Origin of the sequence: Streptomyces sp. NPDC006140, from assembly GCF_040628815.1 — a bacterium.
Lineage (GTDB): Bacteria > Actinomycetota > Actinomycetes > Streptomycetales > Streptomycetaceae > Streptomyces.
Map to the genome: position 1 here is coordinate 1 of NZ_JBEXTS010000007.1, position 18,909 is coordinate 18,909.

Annotated in this window: 13 protein-coding genes and 3 pseudogenes; 8 read left to right on the plus strand and 8 right to left on the minus strand. The window is 70.4% G+C overall.

Annotation, left to right across the window (positions count from 1 at the left end; all coding sequences use genetic code 11):
* Positions 1-204: 204 nt before the first annotated feature.
* Positions 205-369 (plus strand): annotated as a pseudogene (locus tag ABZ386_RS19410) (pirin family protein); the annotation flags it as partial.
* A gap of 470 nt (positions 370-839) precedes the next feature.
* Here the strand turns inward: ABZ386_RS19410 and ABZ386_RS19415 are convergent.
* The 3 genes from ABZ386_RS19415 to ABZ386_RS19425 all read right to left on the minus strand — a co-directional run bounded on the left by ABZ386_RS19415 (position 840) and on the right by ABZ386_RS19425 (position 3,214).
* A complete protein-coding gene (locus ABZ386_RS19415; protein ID WP_356620134.1) occupies positions 840-1,187 on the minus strand; it encodes a DUF4333 domain-containing protein in 348 nt (115 codons plus the stop codon).
* 132 nt (positions 1,188-1,319) lie between these two features.
* Positions 1,320-2,021: a response regulator transcription factor gene (locus tag ABZ386_RS19420; protein WP_355719957.1), complete on the minus strand. Its 702-nt coding sequence runs from the start codon at positions 2,019-2,021 to the stop codon at positions 1,320-1,322.
* Positions 2,018-3,214: a histidine kinase gene (locus ABZ386_RS19425; RefSeq protein WP_356504879.1), complete on the minus strand. Its 1,197-nt coding sequence runs from the start codon at positions 3,212-3,214 to the stop codon at positions 2,018-2,020. Before ABZ386_RS19425 ends, ABZ386_RS19420 begins: the two co-directional genes overlap by 4 nt.
* 27 nt (positions 3,215-3,241) lie before the next feature.
* Between ABZ386_RS19425 and ABZ386_RS19430 the strand changes: the two genes are divergently transcribed.
* From ABZ386_RS19430 to ABZ386_RS19460, 7 genes and pseudogenes are all read left to right on the plus strand, one after another.
* The gene (locus ABZ386_RS19430) at positions 3,242-3,430 is read left to right on the plus strand and encodes a hypothetical protein (RefSeq protein WP_356620130.1); all 189 of its coding nucleotides are present in this window, start codon (positions 3,242-3,244) and stop codon (positions 3,428-3,430) included.
* Positions 3,431-3,467: 37 nt separating this feature from the next.
* Positions 3,468-4,112, plus strand: a pseudogene (locus tag ABZ386_RS19435) (ABC transporter ATP-binding protein); the annotation flags it as partial.
* Between the two features lie 128 nt (positions 4,113-4,240).
* A complete protein-coding gene (locus ABZ386_RS19440; protein ID WP_358965301.1) occupies positions 4,241-6,283 on the plus strand; it encodes an FtsX-like permease family protein in 2,043 nt (680 codons plus the stop codon).
* Positions 6,284-6,353: 70 nt separating this feature from the next.
* Positions 6,354-7,364 (plus strand): YdcF family protein, encoded by a 1,011-nt coding sequence (locus ABZ386_RS19445; RefSeq protein ID WP_358965303.1) that lies wholly within the window; start codon positions 6,354-6,356, stop codon positions 7,362-7,364.
* Positions 7,365-7,592: 228 nt separating this feature from the next.
* On the plus strand, positions 7,593-9,053 hold the full coding sequence (locus tag ABZ386_RS19450; RefSeq protein ID WP_358965305.1) for an alpha/beta fold hydrolase: 1,461 nt from the start codon (positions 7,593-7,595) through the stop codon (positions 9,051-9,053).
* 1,074 nt (positions 9,054-10,127) lie between these two features.
* Positions 10,128-10,316: pseudogene (locus ABZ386_RS19455) on the plus strand (hypothetical protein); the annotation flags it as partial.
* Between the two features lie 69 nt (positions 10,317-10,385).
* On the plus strand, positions 10,386-10,775 hold the full coding sequence (locus ABZ386_RS19460; RefSeq protein WP_358965525.1) for a hypothetical protein: 390 nt from the start codon (positions 10,386-10,388) through the stop codon (positions 10,773-10,775).
* Positions 10,776-10,817: 42 nt separating this feature from the next.
* On the opposite strand, the gene ABZ386_RS19465 is transcribed toward ABZ386_RS19460, so the two are convergent.
* The 5 genes from ABZ386_RS19465 to ABZ386_RS19485 form a co-directional block, all read right to left on the minus strand.
* Positions 10,818-11,606 (minus strand): NPP1 family protein, encoded by a 789-nt coding sequence (locus ABZ386_RS19465; RefSeq protein WP_351333062.1) that lies wholly within the window; start codon positions 11,604-11,606, stop codon positions 10,818-10,820.
* A gap of 301 nt (positions 11,607-11,907) precedes the next feature.
* A complete protein-coding gene (locus ABZ386_RS19470) occupies positions 11,908-14,427 on the minus strand; it encodes an FtsX-like permease family protein (RefSeq protein ID WP_358965306.1) in 2,520 nt (839 codons plus the stop codon).
* The gene (locus ABZ386_RS19475) at positions 14,427-15,251 is read right to left on the minus strand and encodes an ABC transporter ATP-binding protein (RefSeq protein WP_358965308.1); all 825 of its coding nucleotides are present in this window, start codon (positions 15,249-15,251) and stop codon (positions 14,427-14,429) included. Before ABZ386_RS19475 ends, ABZ386_RS19470 begins: the two co-directional genes overlap by 1 nt.
* A gap of 309 nt (positions 15,252-15,560) precedes the next feature.
* Positions 15,561-17,162 carry an endo-1,4-beta-xylanase gene (locus tag ABZ386_RS19480; protein WP_358965309.1) on the minus strand — a complete coding sequence of 534 codons (1,602 nt, stop codon included), beginning with the start codon at positions 17,160-17,162 and terminating at the stop codon, positions 15,561-15,563.
* 119 nt (positions 17,163-17,281) lie between these two features.
* The gene (locus ABZ386_RS19485) at positions 17,282-18,715 is read right to left on the minus strand and encodes a GH1 family beta-glucosidase (protein ID WP_358965310.1); all 1,434 of its coding nucleotides are present in this window, start codon (positions 18,713-18,715) and stop codon (positions 17,282-17,284) included.
* Positions 18,716-18,909 lie beyond the last annotated feature (194 nt).

Here is an 18,909-nt window from a genome sequence, read left to right on the forward strand (position 1 = left end):
GACCGATACCGGACCTTGTACGGATGAGGACACTTCGACCACCGCGACCGCGGATGCTCACACTCCTTGAAAAACGACCCCATCCCACGAACCAAGGCATTGGAACTCACGGTGGCAGACTCCTCCAGGACCGATGCTGACAGTTTGCTAACCGTCAGCGGTCCGGAACGCTGCTGACCGGCGCTGAAGCGCGCGGGATTCGCTATGTTCTGGAACTGGATCGGACGCTCGCAGGAGGAGATCGAGCAGGCGCGGCGGGACTGGATGGAAGGCTCCCGGTTCGGGGAGGTGAAGGGGTACGACGGGGCTCCACTGCCCGCACCGGAACTGCCGCCGGTGCCGTTGAAACCACGGGGAAGAGTGCGCTGACCTGCGGAAACGCGCGAGCGTTGCTGGCCGGAGGTCGGAAAGCCGGCTGGCTCAGGCCGGTGCGGTTGGCGATTCCACGGTGTGGCTGTCTGCGGGTGGCTGTGGCAGGACTCTTGCTGACCTGATGCTGACTTCCGAAAGGTGCTGCGCCGGAGAGTGACTAGCAGGTTCTTCGTCTGCTGGTGGTGCACGGCTCGGAGGCCCCCGGGGCATGGTCGCAGAACCACGGTTCGAAGGGGCGGCTCCGGCGCACAGTGGCTGTGAGTGCGTATCCGCCACGCCGCGCTCGCCGACCTCGCGTACGGCGCGGCCATCCTCGACGAGCTGCTCGCGAAGGACACCGACCGCACGGGTGGACGGCGACCGTCCGGACCTCGACACGCTGCTCGGCCTGCTCGGCACGTTCACCGGCGCGCTCGAGGTCGGCCCGGCCGCCCGGGGCTTCGGCCTGAAGTGCCAGGCGGAGCAACCTAGTCGCCCAGCACCACGTAGTCGTACGAGACTTCGTTGCCCTCGACCTTGGTGACGGCCACCGCGATGTTCTGCTTCTTTCCGTCCTTGGATGTCACCGTGCAGTCGACCGTGGCACGTTGCTGTGCCTTCAGACCTCCGGCGCAGCTGACTGCCCGCGGCTTCTCCTGCACCAGTGGCAGGGCGTAGTGCTCGCGGACCTGCTTCTCGACCTCCGTTCGCGACACGGTGGACGTGGCGTCGACGGTGCTGGTCGACTCGGTGCTCAGCAGTCGGGGTACGGCCACGGCCAGGCCGCCGAGGGCCACGGCGGTGGCGGCGGTCAGCGACACGACGACGTACTTCATGATCTTCTCCTCGGGAGGCGCTCGCTTCAGTGACGCTTCCTGAGGAGACTGGCTCGCCGCGCGGCCCTGACGCTTCGGCCCGCGGGCCGAAGACGGCTGCCCGGGGTCGGCCCGCAGGCCGACCGGGAACGGTCAGGCGGGCGGTGCCTGGCGGTCGCGTACGAGGCCGGTGTCCCAGGCCCAGGCGGCGATCTCGACGCGGTTGCGGACGTTCAGCTTGTCCTTGATGTTGGCCAGGTGGGTCTTGACGGTGCCCAGGGACAGGTAGAGCTCGTCGCAGATCTCCTGGTTGGTGCGGCCCACCGCGAGCAGGCGCACGACGTCCGTTTCCCGCTCGGAGAGCGGATGCGGGGTGGTCGGCGCGGGCTGTTGTCCGGCGAGGTGCTTGAGGAGGCGGACGGTGACGGCGGGGGAGACCAGGGCGTCCCCGCGGGCGGCGGACCGTACGGCCTCGATCAGGAGGGTGGATCCGGCGTCCTTCAACAAGAAGCCACAGGCTCCGTTGCGCAGGGCGGTGTAGGCGTAGTCGTCCTGGTCGAAGGTGGTCACGACGACGACGCGCATCGGGTCGGTGACGCCCGGTCCGGCCAGGGCGCGGGTGACTTCCAGGCCGTCCAGCTTGGGCATGCGGATGTCGACGAGGCACACGTCGGGGCGCAGCCGGCGGGCGAGCTCGACGCACTCGGCGCCGTCGGCCGCCTCGCCGATGACCTCCAGGTCGGGCTGGGTGCCCAGGATCAGCCGGAAGCCGGTGCGGACCATCTCCTGGTCGTCCGCGATCAGCACGCGTGTGCGGGCACCGCCCGCCCCGTTCGTAGCGTCGGAGCCGTTCATGCGGGTGATCCTTCCACAGTCGAAAGGACCGGGAAGGCGGCGCTCACGCTCCAGCCGCCGTCCGCTGTCCGGCCGCTGGTAAGAGAGCCTTCCACGGCTTCGACGCGTTCGCGCAGGCCCACCAGGCCGAAGCCGCCCCGGCCGCCTGCCGGGGCGGTGGCGCGGGCCGTCGGTGTCGTGTTGCGCACCTCCACCCGCAGCCGGTGGCGGTCGCCCTGCTGGTGGAGGTCGAGGCGGACGGCCACGTCGGCACCCGGGGCGTGGCGACGTACGTTCGTCAGCGCCTCCTGCACCACGCGGTGGACGGAGGTCTCCACCTCCGGTGCCAGCCGGACCCCGCGCACCGCGTCCCCGACGTCCAGCCTCGCCTCGGTGCCGTGTCCGGCGAACGCGCCGACCAGGCGGTCCAGCTCGGTCAGCAGCTCGCCCGGGCGCGCGGCCTCGTGGTCCTCCTCGCGCAGCACCCGCACCAGGCGGCGCATGGAGTCCAGGGTCTCCCCGCCGGCTCGTGAGATGCCTTCCAGCAGGGGTTTGACCTGTTCCGGCGAGCTCTCCTGGATCATCAGTGCGGCATTGGCGTGGACGATGATGCCGGTGACGTGGTGGGCGACGAAGTCGTGCAGGTCGCGGGCGAGTTCCAGGCGTTCGTTGTGGCGTACGGCGTCCATGGCCCGGGCCCGGCGGGCGTCCAGCAGACGCAGGTAGCAGGCCAGGCCGACGGCCCCGCCGACGGCGAAGGTCAGGAAGAAGGAGAATTCGAGGAACTCACGTGCCGGGCCCCCGCGAACCGGCTGGACGATCACCGCGGCGCCCAGCGCCGCCGACAGCGCCACGGCGGTGGCCGGCCGCTGCACCCGGCGTGCGGTCCGGGTGAGCAACGCGAGCAGGGCGACCGTTTCCAGCAGGCCCCACGTACCGCTGGAGAGCGGGGCATACGCCCACAGGCCCGCGGTCAGGGCCAGGGAGGCCAGCGCGGCGGCGCCGGCACGCCATTCGGGACTCGGCCGGTGGCTGGGGAAGAGCAGCGTGGCGGCGGCAAGCGGGCCGGCGACAAGGGGCAGCCAGCTCGACCACCGGTGCTGCGGGTCGTAGTAGGCCGTCACGTCGAGCAGCCACACCAGGGCCAGGCCCCCGCAGAGCGAGACCGTGATGGCGTGCCGGATTGCCGGGGAGAGCGGAGTATCGGGTTCCACGCCGGAAAGGGTACGGATGGACGGCCGATGCGCGGGTCGGCCTGCGGGCCGATGCCGGCGGCCCGCTACCGGCCCGGCGGCCGAGGACGAGACCGGTGGTGCGGCGGGATCGTCGACGGCATGCAGATCCTCACCGTTCTCGACTTGGCCCTGGCGGCGCTCGCCGGGCTGTGCTTCGTCCTGTGCGCCCTCGTCACCACGGAGGCGGCCCGATGAACTCCTACGGTACGGTCGCCGGCACGCTGCTCCCGTCCTGGCGGGAATCGGTCTGACCAAGTCCTACGGCCTGACGCGCGCCCTGGCCGGTGTCGACGTGTCTGTCCCGGCGGGCGAGTCACTGGCGATCATGGGCCCGTCCGGTTCGGGGAAGTCCACCCTGCTGCACTGCCTCGCCGGCATCGAACGCCCTGACGAGGGACAGGTGCTGCTGGCCGGGGAGCGCGTGGACCAGTTGGGCGAGCCGGAGCGCAGTGAGCTGCGCCGCACCCGTTTCGGCTTCGTCTTCCAGTCCGGCCAGCTGCTGCCGGAGCTGCCCGCGGACGAAAACGTGGCCCTGCCGTTGATGCTGGGCGGCATGCCGCGCCGCCAGGCGGTCGCGAAGGCGCGGGAGTGGTTCGCGCCGCTGGGCCTGGCGGGCAAGGAGGACCGGCGGCCGGGGCAGCTGTCCGGCGGGCAGGCACAGCGCGTGGCCATCGCACGGGCGCTGGTCGGCGGCCCGCAGGTGATCTTCGCCGACGAGCCGACGGGCGCGCTGGACCAGTCCACGGGCATGGAGGTCATCGGCATGCTGGCCGAGATCACCCGCAGTCAGGGTGCGGCGCTCGTCGTGGTCACGCACGACGCGAACGTCGCGGGCTACTGCGACCGCACCGTCCGGGTCCGCGACGGCCGTCTGACCGAGAACCGCCGGATGTACGAGGAGGCCGCGGTCGGCGACGTGACCGCCCACGCCGCCGAGGCGGCGGGCCTCGCCGTCTGGCGCACGGCCGGACAGCCGTGCGGTGACGCGGACGCGAGGTACAAGCGATGAGGGCACTGAGTCCGACCAGGGCACGCAGCTCGATGAGGGCACTGGACCGCACCACCTGGACCCTGACCTGGCGCCTGACCCGCGCCGGCGGCCGCACCGGGCTGCTCGCCACCGGCCTGGCCGTCGCGGCGGCCGCCATCAGCACCGCCCTCCTGCTCCTCTGCGTCGCCACCAACCTCGGTTTCCAGCAGCGCGCCGACCGCATCGACTGGCGCAACCCCGTACGCTCCTCGGCCCCGGTCGCCGTCGAGGCGGTCGGCACCACCTTCAGCGGCGGCACCCCCGTCACTGTCGTCGATCTCGCACAACTGCCGGGCAGGCAGGCCCCGGCCCCGCCCGGCATGCCCCGTTTCCCCCAGCCGGGCGAGACGTGGGTCTCGCCCGCTCTCGCCGACCTGCTCCACCGCCTTCCCGCCGACCGGCACCCCGTGCCCGGCACCCCGGCCGGCACACTGGGCCGCGAGGCGCTCGCCCGCCCCGGCGAACTGGTCGCCGTCGTCGGACACAAACCCACCGCCGCCGCCGTCACCACCCCGCGCGCGGACGACCCGCGCCGCCCCGGCGACACCATCACCCCCACCCGGATCGCCGACTTCACCGGACGACCCGTGACTTACGGCATCGGCGGCCAGTACGTGGCCCTCGCCAAGATCGCCACCATCCTCGTCGTGATCCCGCTGCTGGTCCTGGGCGCCTCCTCCGCGCGCCTGTCGGTCTCCCGCCGCGACCAGCGCCTCGCCGCTCTGCGGCTGATCGGCGCCACCCCCGGCCGTATCGCCGGGATGACCGCCGCCGAGGCCGCCCTCACCGGCGCGGCGGGCGCGTTGCTGGGTGCCGTCGGATACGCGCTGCTGCTGCCGGCCGCCGCCCAGGTGCCCGTGGCGGGCGGCACCTGGTACGTCGGCGACCTGTGGGTCGGACTGCCGGTTCTGCTCGCCGTACTCGCCGGTGTCGTCGCCATGGTGGTCGTCAGCGCGCTCGCCGGGCTGCGTCAGGTCGTGGTCGGGCCGCTGGGCGTGGCGCGTCGCTCGCAGGCGCCCCGGATGAGCGTGCTGCGGGCGCTGGTCTTCGTCGCGGTGATCGTCGGCTACGCGTGGTTCACCGAGGAGAGGAAGGACGAGGTCGACGGCATCCTGGTGTTCTTCGCCGTCGTCTTCCTCGCGCTGTCCGTGATCGGCCCGTGGGTGGTCGGCATCCTGGGCCGCATCGTCAGCGCCCGGGCCACGACCCCCGCGACCCTGCTCGCCGGGCGCCGCATGCTGGACGACCCCAAGAGCGCGTGGCGTACGGTCTCCGGGCTCACTCTCGCCGGATTCGTGGCCGGGTTCTTCGCCCTCTTCGGCGTCGCCGCCGGGTCCCCCTGGGGAAGCCCGGACACGCTCGCCGTGGCCGTACCCAAGAGCAAGGTGACCGCGGTCCAGCACGAGGCGCGAGAGCGCCTCAAGGACGCCCGGGTCGACGCCACCGTGGGCAGCGACACCGACTGGGTCGCCGTCGGCGGCGAGAACAGCGTCCAGGTCACGGTCACGGTGCTCGGCGACACCAAGAGCCTGGACCGCGCCCGCACCGCGCTGACGTCCCTCGTGCCCGGCCAGTACCCGGTCACCGGCGCCGACGTCGACTGGTCCGGCAAGCTGTTCGCGCGGGACTTCGCAACCGCCACCCGCGTCGTCCTCGGCGTCACCTTCGTGACCGCGATCGCCTCCGCGGGGATCACCGCGGCCTCCTCCGTCCTGGACCGCCGCCGCACCTACGGCCTGCTCCGGCTGGCCGGCACCCCGCTGCGGATCCTGGACGAGGCCCGCCGCCGGGAGACCCTCATCCCCGTGGCCGTACTGGCGGGCGGTGCCGTCCTCACCGGCCTCTTCACCGCCGCCCCGCTCACCGTCCTCGGCGGCTCCTCCTCCCTCGACCTCGGGGGCGTCGCCCTGCTCGCCGCGTGCTTCGGCCTCGGCGTCGCGGGACTGCTGGCGGCGAGCGCCCTCAGCCGCCCCCTGTTGAAGTCGGTCACGGTCCGCTCGGGCCCGCGCGGCGAGTGACCGCCCACCGCCGGGGCACCGGTACCACTGGTGGCCCGTCAACCAACCCACACCTCACCGAAGTTGAGACATGGTGCCTTTCCTCTTCGCGATCGCCGCCGGGTTGACCTTCCTGGTCTACCTCGCCCGGGTACGGCGCGACCCCCGCCGCTTCGGCAACGCCGTGCTGCTCGGCCTGGCTCTCGTGCTGCTGACCCTGGCGCTGCTCGCCCGGATCGCCACCGGCAGCGCGCCCGCGCCGCTCGTCGCGGTGATGACCGTGACCGTCCTGCTGCTCGCCCTCGGTGTGTTCGTCCTCGCCTTCCTCCTCATCGCCAACGGCGTGAAGATGGTCCGCAAGGAAGGCCGACGTCCCGCCAACCTGCTCTCGGGACTGGCAGGGCTGGGCATCCTCGGCTGCGTCGCCCTCACTCTGACCGCCGCCGACACCGACTCCCGGCTGGTCTGGCGGATCGCGGGCGCGGCACTCCCGGTGGCGGCGTACGTCTCGTACCTCTTCCTCTCCTTCCTCGTCTACGCCTTCCTCTACACGCGGATGAGAGTCGATCAGGACGTGGACTTCGTCGTCGTCCTCGGCTCCGGCCTGATCGGCGGGTCCCGGGTGCCGCCGCTGTTGGCGAGCAGGCTGGACCGGGCGCGTGCGGTGTACGAGCGGCAGGCCGCGCGGGGTGTTCCCCCGCTGCTGATCACCTCCGGCGGGCAGGGCCCCGACGAGGACCTGCCCGAAGCCCACGCGATGGCCGCCCACCTCATCGCGCACGGCGTCCCCGGGGCCCACGTCGTACGCGAGGACCGCTCACGCACCACCGAGGAGAACCTGTGCTTCAGCAAGGCGATCATGCAGGCACGCAAGCCGGACCACCGGTGCGTCATCGTGACGAACAACTTCCACGTCTTCCGCGCCGCCCTCACGGCTCGGCGCACCGGCCTCGACGGCCATGTCATCGGCTCACCCACCGCCGCCTACTTCTGGCCCAGCGCGACGATCCGGGAGTTCGCCGCGATCTTCCTGCACCACAGGAAGGCCAATCTCACGGTGTGCGCTCTGCTTGCCGTGCTCGGCGTTCTGCTGTCGTCCTGACATCGCAGCCGCCGCCGAGTGCTCGGGAGGCCGAAGAGCGAAGCGTGACAGCTCGGCCTGTCGGCCGATGGGCGGTGCGGGGAATCGGCTCGGGGGCCGAGGCGGGAGGGGCGGGCGGGGCGGGATCGTCGGGGGCATGCAGATCCTCACCGTTCTCGACTTCTCCCTGGCGACACTCGCCGGGCTGTGTTTCGTTCTGTGCGCCGTCGTCAGCGTGGCGGTGGCCCGATGAGCGCGGGGACGCGGGCCGTGACCCGCAAGTCCGTCGCCCTGACCGTCCTCGCGGCCGCCGTGTGCGCCGGCTGCCTCCCCGGAGCCGTGACCGCACGGCCGGGGCCGGAGAAACCAGCAGCCGAGGCCATCTCCTGGGGCCCGTGCGACCGTCCTGACATGCCGGTCCAGAAGGGGGTCCAGTGCGGCAATATCAGGGTTCCCGTCGACTGGGCCGAGCCGCAGTCAGGCACCGTGACGCTGCGGGCCTACCGCTTCAAGGCAGCCGGGCCGTCGAAGAGCAAGGGAACCATCCTCAACTTCCCGGCAGGTCCTGGCCAGACGGGTGACATCGCCTTCGCCTCTCTGCGCAGGCACCTGCCCGGCTACGACCTGATCGCGCTCGACCCGCGCGGCGTGGGTCAAAGCGGCCCGCTGAACTGCGCGACCGACAAGATCCTCAAGATTCCCTACGTCCCCCCGACGGACCCGGGGAAGTTCCGTGCGCTGAAGAAGAACCAGCGCTCGTTCTGGTCGACGTGCGCCACCACCCCCGTTGGCCTGAAGAACCACCTGGACGCCTACAGCAACGCCAGGGACGCCGAAGCCCTCCGCAAAGCCATGCACCTGGACAAGATCAACCTCTACGGGTTCTCGTACGGCACGCTGACCGCGGAACGCTACCTCGGCCTGTACGGAGACCACGTCAACGGCTCCGTCCTCGAAGGCGTGATGAACCCCGCGCAGTCGCGGCGGCAGTTCGTCACCAGCGCGGCCCGCGGCATCGAGGCGATCTTCGACCGGTTCCGCAACTGGTGTGCCGACGAGGCGGCCTGCGCGCTCCACGGCAAGGACGTGGCATCCGTGTTCAGGAAGGCACAGAAGAAGGCCGACGCGGGGCACATCCCCGGCTCGCTGATGACGACGCCCTGGTCGTCCGTGGCGGTCACCCGGTACTTCGAGCTCACGGCCCCGCACAGCTTCAAGGACGCCGCCGACGGCCTCAAGAAGCTGTCGGAGGGCAAGAACCCTATGCCCGGCGACGAGGAAACGGGCCAGGACCAGATGCCGAAGACCTTCCCCTACACGGATCCGATCGTCTGCCCCGACTTCGACCTGTCCGTCAAGAACGTCGACCAGGCTCGACGCGACCTGAAGGCCACCCGCAAGGCGGCCCCCGTCCTCGGATTCTCGACGAACAGCAACAACTACACGTCGATCTGCCTCGCCGGCCCCCGGCCCGCCAAGGGCTCCGGTAAGCCGGTCGCGTCGCGTAGCGCCCACCCCACCATGCTGCTGAGCAACACGCTCGACCCGGCCACCCCCATCGCCTGGGCCAACAGCGTGGCACGCCAGTTCGGGCACAAGGCCGTTCAGGTGCGAACCGACCAGGTCGGCCACGGCGGCGGCCTGGAGAGCCCGGAGACAAGGCGCAAGGTGGTGACCTACCTGGATCAGGTCAACCGGAGCGGACGGTAACCCATCCCGGGCAAGGCGCCTCAGCCGAGGAGGAGCAGGTGAGGAACAGGCCCTGCCGGACGCGTTCGATCTCCTCCTCCTGAAACGGCGGCGTGCCGGTCGGCGGGCTCACCCTCCGGCCGGCATCCTGATCGCCCGACGTCGGGAGAGGCACGATCGCCCCGATGCGGCAGAGGCGGCCCCGAGCGCCGACGGCCGACTGGCCGCGGTCTGCCGCTCCGGGCGCGCACCGCAGCTCTGGGACACCGCCCGCCGCCGCACCCTGCCCGGCGCCTGGGAACAGGCCCACGACAGCTGCGCCGACGATGGCTCACAGCTGGTGTTCGACGGCAGCGGGAGCCGGTTCGCCGCCGTCACCGGCACCGGGGCTCGCGTCTGGGACACCCGGTCGGGCCGCCAGGTGGCCGGACTCGACGGCCGGGGCGTGCGGTCCGCCTCCTTCAGCGGGGACGGGAGCTTCCTGGCGACGGCCGACGGCCAGGAGATACGCGTCTGGCGGCTCACGCCCCCCGGCGCCCCCGTGTTCCGGCACTCCCTGGACAACCAGCACCTGTACGGCGCCCCGGCCTGGGACCCCGACCGCCCCGTCCTGCGCTACCTCGAAGGCGGCACCGTCCACGCCCTCGACCTCGCCGCGGCCGTCACCTCCGCATGGCGCGACCGTCTCCTGGACGACGTGCGGCTGAGCCCCGACGGCCGGACCTACGCCAACGCCGAGCGGTCCGGCACCCGCTACCTGTTCCAGCTGCGCGCCACCGGTGACGGCCACCCGCTGCACACCCTGCCGCCGGTGCCCGTCCCTGTCTCCCGCGACCCCTCCGCGCCGGTCGCACCGGGGGACACCGTGCCCCTGATGGCGTTCAGCTCCGACGGCAGGGTGTTCGCGTACGGCGTCTCCGCGCCCGGTCGGGACGCCGACGCCCGGCGGTTCACGGTCTGGGACCTGCACCGGGACCGCACCCGGAGCACGCTGGACCTGGCAGGCCCAGCGGTCGTATCCATCACTCTCGGACCCGGCGGCGGCACCCTGTACGCCGCCCGCGTCCCGCCCGTCGGCAAGCTGAGCGACGAGGTGTGGGACACCGACCACCAACGCAGGACGGCGGTGCTCACCGGCCTGGCCAGCAGCCTGGCGGTCCGCCCCGACGGGCGGTTGCTCCTCGGCGACGGTCGCGTCGCGCGCCTGCCGTCGGGACGGGTCGGGGACACGACCTCGTCCAGGGCGACGAGGTCGGTGCCCTGGCCTTCGCTCCCGACGGCTCCCTGCTCGCGGCCGGCGACCAGACCGGCCGGGTCGCGCTGTGGGACGGCAATCCGCGCCACCGCGCCGGTGTGCTGCGGAACGTGTTCCCCGCCCCGCTCGGCGAGGCCGCGGAAGCCGTCAGCGCACTCGCCCTCAGCCCTGACGGCCGCACCCTGGCAGTCGGCGGCGACGCGGGCAGCGTCCAGCCGTGGGATGTCGCCACCCGGCAACCCCTCGGTGGTCCGCTCACCACGCCCGGCGAGAGCATCGACTCCCTGGCCTTCGCCCCCGACGGCACGACCCTCTACGCGGGCAGCCCGCACGTCCCGCTGCAGCGGTACGTCGTCGATCCCGAGCGGGCGGTCACCGAGGTGTGCGCCCGCACGGGAAGCACCGGCCTGGCCCGGACTCAGTGGCACACCTACGTGCCGGACGCTCCATACCGCCGGATCTGCGGCGACGCGGCGTCGCCCGGATGACCGCGACCGGCCGGGCGGGCCGGCTGCCTGCGCTGGGTTCGCTCAGAGGCCGCGGTGAGGAGTGAACGAGCGGATCTGGGACGGCTTGGCCCGGTTGAGCGTGGTCTCGAAGCGGGCGTCCCGGTCCTGGAGGGGGAAGTTGGCGCTGCCCCAGGTGGCGTTCCACAGCGCGTCGAAGGCCTTGCCGTTGGTGTTCCTCAGCCGGTCCATGGCGACCAGGTTCGGCCGGTCCCAGTCCTTGACGACCTCAGGGGCTTCGCCCGACTTCGCGAAGCGGAAGGCGTGCGTACCCGGCTCGTCCCGGTGGTAGACGATCTTGGCGCGGTTGCCGGAGCGCTCGATCCGGTTGAACGGCTTGGTGTCGTACTGGCCGTGCGCGGAGGCGGACACGTAGGAGGGCTCCTCCGCGCCGCGCGCCTGCCAGACCACGACGGCCTCCCAGTCGTGGCGGTGCCCGGAGAAGCGGCCCTGGTCCTTCTCGAAGTACAGGGCGTACACGTACGCGCACCAGTTGGGGTCGCACGCGGTCCGGACGTAGGTGTTGGCGCTGCCGACGTACCGGCAGTCCCCGCCGGGGTTCCCGGACGGGTTCAGGCCGCCGTTGAGCTGCCCGTCGGGGCCGACGGCCGACGAGGGGAAGCAGCCGTCGCTGTCGTAGTCGAAGAGCGGCTGGTACTTGTCCTGGAAGGCGGAGGCCTGGTACGGCAGGGCGGCCGGGGCCGCGGCGAAGGCACTGCTCGACAGGCCGACGGTCAGCGCGGCGGCGCTGCCCGCGACGATCACGGCCTTGGCGAGGCGGGACGGTCTTCTGCCCTTGACTGCGTGGGACATGGGGGGTGTTCTCCAGTAGCTCGGTCTGTGCGCCGCGCCGGAATCCGCTGCGACGGACCGAGACTGGCAAACGATGACGAGCAGCCGCCGTCCCTTGCGAAAATTGTTTCCGATGCCGATGCTCGGCTTGTTCGGCAGCCCGTCACCGCGCTGCCGTTGACACCGCGGATCGGAGCGAAACGGTTTGTGGGCCGCCGAACTCCGGCAACCGCATTGCCGTAACGGTAGAAGATCTCCAGACACGCCAAGGGCCCGTCCCTGTTCCCTGGAGAACGGGGACGGGGCCCTACAGCGAGCGTCGCTACTCCGCCTTGATCGCCTGCAACATGTTCAGCCGCGCCGCCCGCCGGGCCGGCCACAGCGCGGCCAGGACGCCGACCGTCGCCGCCAGCAGCAGGAAGACCGCCATCCGGCCCCAGGGCAGGACCAGTTCGTACGTCGCCATCTTCGCGCTCAGCAGCTCCCCGGCCGCCCAGCCGAAGAACACACCGAGCCCGATGCCGAGCACTCCGCCGAGGAGGGAGATCACCAGGGACTCCAGGCGGACCATCCGCTTGGTGCCCTGGCGGTCCAGGCCGATCGCCCGGAGCATGCCGATCTCCTGAGAGCGTTCGAAGACCGACATGGCGAGGGTGTTGACCACGCCGAGGACCGCCACGATCACCGCCATGGCCAGCAGGCCGTAGACCATGTTCAGGACCAGCGTGAACGTCTGTGCGCTCTCGTTCGAGATGTCCTGCTTGTCCTGGATCTTGATCGCCGGGTTGGTGCCGAGGGCCTTCACCAACCGGTCCTTCGTCGCGTCGGACGTGCCGTCGGCGGTCTTCACCATCACCTTCATGACGGCCGGGTCCGGCTCGTGCGGGGCGAGGGTCGCGGTGTCGATCATGATGCCGTTGAGCACACTGTTGCCCTCGTAGACCCCGGCGACCGTCAGCTTCTGCTCCTTGCCGTCCTCGTAGGTGGCCGTGAAGCTCGAACCGGACTGCCAGCCACGGCACTTGGCGGTCTCCTGGTCGACGACGACCCGCGTGCCGCCGACCTTGAGGGAGCCATCCTGGACCTTGAGGTCGGTCACGTCCCCGAGCGCGGCGCCGTTGACACCGGTCAGGGGCTCGCTCACGCCGCGGATCTGGGCGAACGCGCTGACCATCGGGCTGGTGGCGGTGACCCCGTCGGTGCGGGCCAGCTTCTTCTCGACCTGCGGCGACAGCAGGTTGCCGTTCGCCATGGACACCGTGTAGTCGGCGCGGATCGCGGACGCCGCCATCTTGTCGATGCCCTGCTGCAGGCTGTTCGCCATCACCGTCATGCCGGTGATGAGGGCGAGCCCGATCATCAGCGCCGCGGCGGTGGCGGCCGTGCGGCGCGGGTTGCGCGCCGCGTTCTCCCGGGCGAGCTTGCCTGCGATGCCGAAGCCGCGCAGGGCCGGTGCCGCGGCGGCGATCAGCGGGCGGGACAGCAGCGGGGTGAGGATGAAGACGCCGATGAGCAGCAGGACGGCGCCCAGCCCCATCGGGGCCTGCCCGCTGTCGTCGTCCATCGTCGTGGCGGCCAGGACGATCGCGACGCCCACCGCCGAGAGCAGCGCGCCCAGCGTGTTGCGCAGCATCAGCGACTTGGCGCTTGCCTGCGCGTGGATGCTGCTCATCGCCGCCACCGGCGGGATCTTCGCGGCCCTACGGCCCGGCAGCCACGCCGCCAGCATGGTCACCAGGATGCCGACCGCGAGGGCGGTGACGACAGTGCCGGGGGAGACGACGAGCGGCCCGTCGGGGATGGTCTCGCCGAACGAGCCCATCAGCAAGCGCAGTCCGGCGCCGATGCCGACGCCCGCGAGCAGACCGGTGACGGCGGCGACCGCACCCACCACGAATGCCTCGATGAGCACCGACCGCGTCACCTGCCGGCGTGAGGCGCCGACCGCGCGCAGCAGCGCCAGCTCCTTGGTGCGCTGGGCGACCAGCATGGTGAAGGTGTTGGCGATGATGAACGTGCCGACGAACAGCGCGATCGCGGCGAAGCCCAGCAGTACGTTCTTCAGGCCGTCCATCGACTGGGCGATCTGCGCCGCCTCCTGCCTGGCGAGCTCCTGACCAGTGGTGGTCTCGACGAGGTCCCTCGGAAGCGCCTTGTCGAGCTCCGCCTTGAGCGCGGCCTGGCTGACGCCCGGCTTCGCCGTGACGTCGATCTGGTCGTAGGTGCCCGGCTTGGCGAGCAGCTTCTGCGCGGTCGCCGTGTCGAAGAGGGTGAGGCTGCCGCCGGCGGCGACGTTGCCGTCGTCGGTGGTGAAGATGCCGCTGATCGTCGGGGTCAGTACGGGGCCGTCGACGGACAGCCGTACGGTGTCGCCGACCTTGTAGCCGGTGCGCTCGGCCGTCTTGGAGTCGATGAGGACCTCGCCCCGGCCCTTCGGGGCGTGCCCGCCGACCAGCGGGTACCGGGCGTCCTTGGCGCCCCAGTAGTTCGCGCCCCGTGACTCGAAGCCGCTGCCGGCAGGCTTGCCGTCCTTGCCGGCGAGGGCGGTGAAGCCGCTGACGACCCCGATGGCCTGCCCGGCCCCGGGCACCCGGGCGCTGTCGTGGAGCACCGCCCGGGTCAGCTCGGGCCGCCGGCCCGCTGCGTCGCTCCGGTACTTCGGCTGTATGGCGACGTCGACCTGGCCGAAGCCCTTGGCGGAACTCTTCTGGTACGCGTCGGAGATGGTGTTGGTGAAGACCAGGGTGCCGGAGACGAACGCGACGCCGAGCATCACGGCGAGGACGGTCATCAGGAGCCGGGCCTTGTGCGCGAGCACGTTGCGCAGGGCGGTACGGAACATCAGCTGGTGCGGCCCTTCGCGTCGAACTCGGGGGTCTGGGGCCGCGCGGCGGAGCCGCTGGTGTTACCGCCCCCAGAAAAACGCAGCATGAAGTCGAGCACGTTGTCCGCCGTCGGCCGGTACATCTCGTCGACGATCCGTCCGTCCGCGAGGAACACCACCCGGTCCGCGTACGACGCCGCCACCGGGTCGTGGGTCACCATCACCACCGTCTGGCCCAACTCCCGTACGGAGTCGCGCAAGAAACCCAGCACCTCGGCGCCGGACCGCGAGTCGAGGTTTCCGGTGGGCTCGTCGCCGAAGACGATCTCGGGCCGGGAGGCCAGCGCGCGGGCCACGGCGACGCGCTGCTGCTGGCCGCCGGAGAGCTGGGAGGGCCGGTGGCCGAGCCGGTCCGCCAGGCCGACCATCCGGATGACGGAGTCCAGCCACTGCTGGTCCGGCTTGCGGCCCGCGATGTCCATCGGGAGGGTGATGTTCTCCAACGCGGTCAGGGTCGGCAGCAGGTTGAACGCCTGGAAGATGAAGCCGATCTTGTCCCGGCGCAGCTTGGTCAGCTGCTTGTCCTTCAGGGAGCCCAGCTCGGTCTCGCCGATGCGCACGGACCCGGAGGAGAACGTGTCGAGGCCGGCCACGCAGTGCATCAGGGTCGACTTGCCGGAGCCGGAGGGGCCCATGATCGCGGTGAACTCGGCCTGCCGGAAGTCGACGGAGACCTGGTCCAGGGCGACCACCTGGGTCTCACCCTGTCCGTAGATCTTCGACAGATCCGTGGCGCGCGCGGCCACGGTGGTGGCCCGGTCGGCGAGGGATGCGGTGGTCACGGGACGGTGCTCCTGCCAGGACGAGGGGGTGTACGAGCTCATCGGGCCGCCTCCGTCGTGACGAGGGCGCACAGGACGAAGCACAGCCCGGCGAGCGCCGCCAGGGTGAGGCGGAGAACAGTGGGGATCTGCATGCTGTCGACGATCCCGCCGCAGCGCGCCGCCCGTCCTCGGCCACCAGGCCGGTACCGGGCGGCCGACATCGGCCTGCAGGCCGACCCCGCGGCGTTTCGGTCGAACGAGAGAGCGCCCGGAGTGTGATCACCCCGGGCGCTTGCTCTTCTGCCACCGGCAGGAACAGCTTCTGTGTCAGTTGACGGTGACGTGTATCGGGTCGGACTCGGTCGAGCCCCCCGCGTTGGTGAGGACCACCTTCAGGCTGTGGGTGCCCGTCGCCACTCCTGACAGGGTCACCTGAGGGGACTGGGCGTTCGGCGTGTTGGCGGTCAACGGCCCCTTGCCGACGACCGCACCGTCGAGCAGGAAGGTGTAGGAGGTGGCGTTCGTGCCCCACCACATGTTCGCCGTGGCGGTGAAGGTGCCGTCCTTGTCCCAGTTGTCGTGGCTGACCACAGGCTTGCCCGGCACCGCATCTGTGACCGTGACGGTCGTCGTGGTGGTGGCGGTGGTGCCGTTCGAGTTGATCAGTTCGGCCCGATACTCATAGGTTCCGTTGGGCTTGTCCGTGAACTCGGTCTCGACCGACTGAGAAGTGCCGCTGACCGTGTCGGGCACCCGCGCGGAGATGAGCGTGTCGTTCTCGTACAGGCGGTAGAAGCTGCCCGGGGTTCCGTGCCAGAGGTTCATCACGACGCTGTAATTGCCGTCGTGGAGGCCGTGCGTCCATCCACTGGTGTTCGTGAGGGTGCCGGCGCCCGGAGCCGAGGTGCCGGCGACGAAGCTCCGCAGGGCGTCCCGGGTGGCGAAGTAGGCTGGCTTGGGGTTGTAGTCCTCGTCGAACATGAGCGGCTTCGCGCCCGGCAGCCAGGTGAAGGCGTGTTTGTCGGTGAAGCCCCAGAAGCTGATGTCCCGGATTCCGGCGGCCAGCGCCTCGGCGACGACGTCGCCGTAGATCTGCGTCTGCTGCTCGACGTCGTAGGTGTGCACGTCGAGTTCGGTGATGGCGACGTCGAGTCCGAGTGCCTGGTAGGAGTTCGCCATCTCGGTGATGACCCCCGGCTCGGGCCCCGCCTGCGTCTCGTGCATCTCGAAACCCACCCCGTGGATGGGCACACCGTCGGCGACCAGGCCGGCAACGAGGTCGTAGAGCTCCTGGCGCTTCGCCGGATAGAACTCCACCAACGACTCGTTGATGAACAGCTTCGCCTCGGGATCGGCGGCGTGCGCGATGCGGAACGTTTCCGCGATGTAGTCCGCGCCGAGGACGTCGTAGAAGTGGTTCTGCACCAGGCCGGTTCCGCCGAAGTTCGAGAACGGCTCGGTCACGACGTCCCACCGGTCCATTTTTCCTGCGTAACGATCCATGATCGTGTCGAAGTGGGTTCTCATGACCGCGCGGAGCTCATCCGGGTCGGTGGTCTCGGTCACGTAGTCAGGGTTGCAGCAGCCTGAGATGAGGCCGTGACCCTTGACCACCATGTCGTTGTCTTCCGCGAAGTCCACGAGCCGGTCAAGGCCCGCGAACTTGAAATCGCCTTTCTCGGGTTGGACGAAGTTCCACTTGAGCTCGTTCTCGGGCGACAGGCTGTTGAACTGTTCCGCGAGGACCTCGCGGAACCGGGGTTCGTCGAGGTAGTTGGGGTTGATCGCCCCGGAACCCATGAGGATTCCCTCGTCCGCGGCGAGTTCGCGGAGGGTGGCGCCTGAGTCGGCTACGGCATCGGCGACCGGGATGACGGCAGTCGCGAGTCCTATGGTGGCGGTGGCGAGCGCCGCAATGGTGCGGTGCATTCTCATCGAATCGCGCCTCGCATTCATGGGTGATGGATGACCTGGGGGTGAAGCGTCGCCATACGGCCCTTCTTCAGGCCCGGTGTTGAGCAGGGTCCAACGAGCCCGGCCCGGTCATCTCACTGATGGGCGAGGACCGGGATGACCTTCGTTGCGCAGAGCTGGGCGAACCAGTGCGCGCTCAGCTTCGGAATGCGCTCCTGGGTGTCGTAGTCGACGCGGACGATGCCGAATCGGGGGCCGTAGCCCTCGGCCCATTCGAAGTTGTCGAGCAGCGACCACACCAGATACCCGACGACGTTCGCGCCTCTCTCCCGAGCCCGATGAGTCGCCGTCACGTGATCGATGAGAAACTGCGTCCGGTCGTGATCGAAGACCGCACGCTGACCGTTGGATTCGCTGACCCCGTCCGCGAACGCCGCGCCGTTCTCCATCACCATGACGGGAAGGTCGGGAAACTCCTTCGACAGGGCGACCAGGTGGTCTTCCAGCCCTCGTGGCTCGATTCCCCAATCCATCGCCGTTCGCCCCAGATCGTCGCGGCGAACGAACTCGATGCGCTCCGAGCCCGGGAAAGGCGTGCCGCCAGTGGCTTCGGTTGCGGGATCGAAGTCCTGCTTCAGGCGTACATGCATGACCTCGTAGTAGTTGACCCCGAGCAGGTCGATCGGCTGATGGCAGATCTCCAGGTCGCCCGGGAGTACGAAGCTCCAGTCGGTGAAGGTACGGGTGTCGTCAAGGAGATCGGCGGGGTAATCCCCGCGGAGCATCGGCCCCGTGAACACGCGGTTGGCCACGGCATCGAAACGGCGTGCGGCCTCGGCGTCCTCCGGGGTCTCGGCTTCGATACGGAAGATGTTCAGCACGACGGAAATCCGAGCGTCGGGGTTCGTCACGGTGCGCCGGAGTGCTGCAACCGCGAGCCCGTGCGAAAGATTCAGATGGTGCGCGGCCTTCAGCGCATCCGCGTGACTCTTCACGCCGGGTGCGAACACCCCGCTGCCGTACCCGGCGAACGAGTTGTTCCACGGCTCGTTGTGCGTCGACCAGATGGCGACCCGGTCTCCGAGGGCCGCGCCCACGATCTGCGCGTACCTCTCGAAGGCGAACGCGGTCTCGCGCCCCCGCCAGCCGCCGTAGCGATCCTCCAGCGCTTGGGGGAGATCCCAGTGGTTGAGCGTCACGATCGGCTTGATCCCGCGTGCGAGCAGGCCGTCGACGAGCCGCGAGTAGAACGCCAGTCCCTCCGGGTTGACCGCGCCCTCGCCCGTGGGCATCACCCGCGGCCAGGAGATGGAGAACCGGTAGGCGTCGAGGTTGAGGGAGGCCATCAGGTCGAGATCGGACTCGACGTGGTGGTAGTGGTCCGCGGCGACATCACCAGTCGCACCGTGGGCGGTCTTCCCCGGGGTGTGGCTGAAGGTGTCCCAGATGGACGGCCCTCGTCCGCCCTCCCTTGCGCCACCCTCGATCTGATAAGCGGCGGTCGCGGCGCCGAGGACGAAGTCCGGCGGGAACGTCAGGTGCCCGGAGTCGATCGAGTTGCCGTACATGGATCAGCCTCTCTGGTGACGTGGCGCCAAAACCTATCAGCTGAAATGTAATCGGCACAGGGGCAGCGCGAACTCCGTCGCCTCGTGGACAGAGGGCCCTTGATCGTGTGCCAGAGGGTGTTGGGGAGCGCAGTGATCGACGAAGCGTGACGCCGGCCGATGGAAAGGCGGGGCGTTGGAGACCGCCTGCAGGC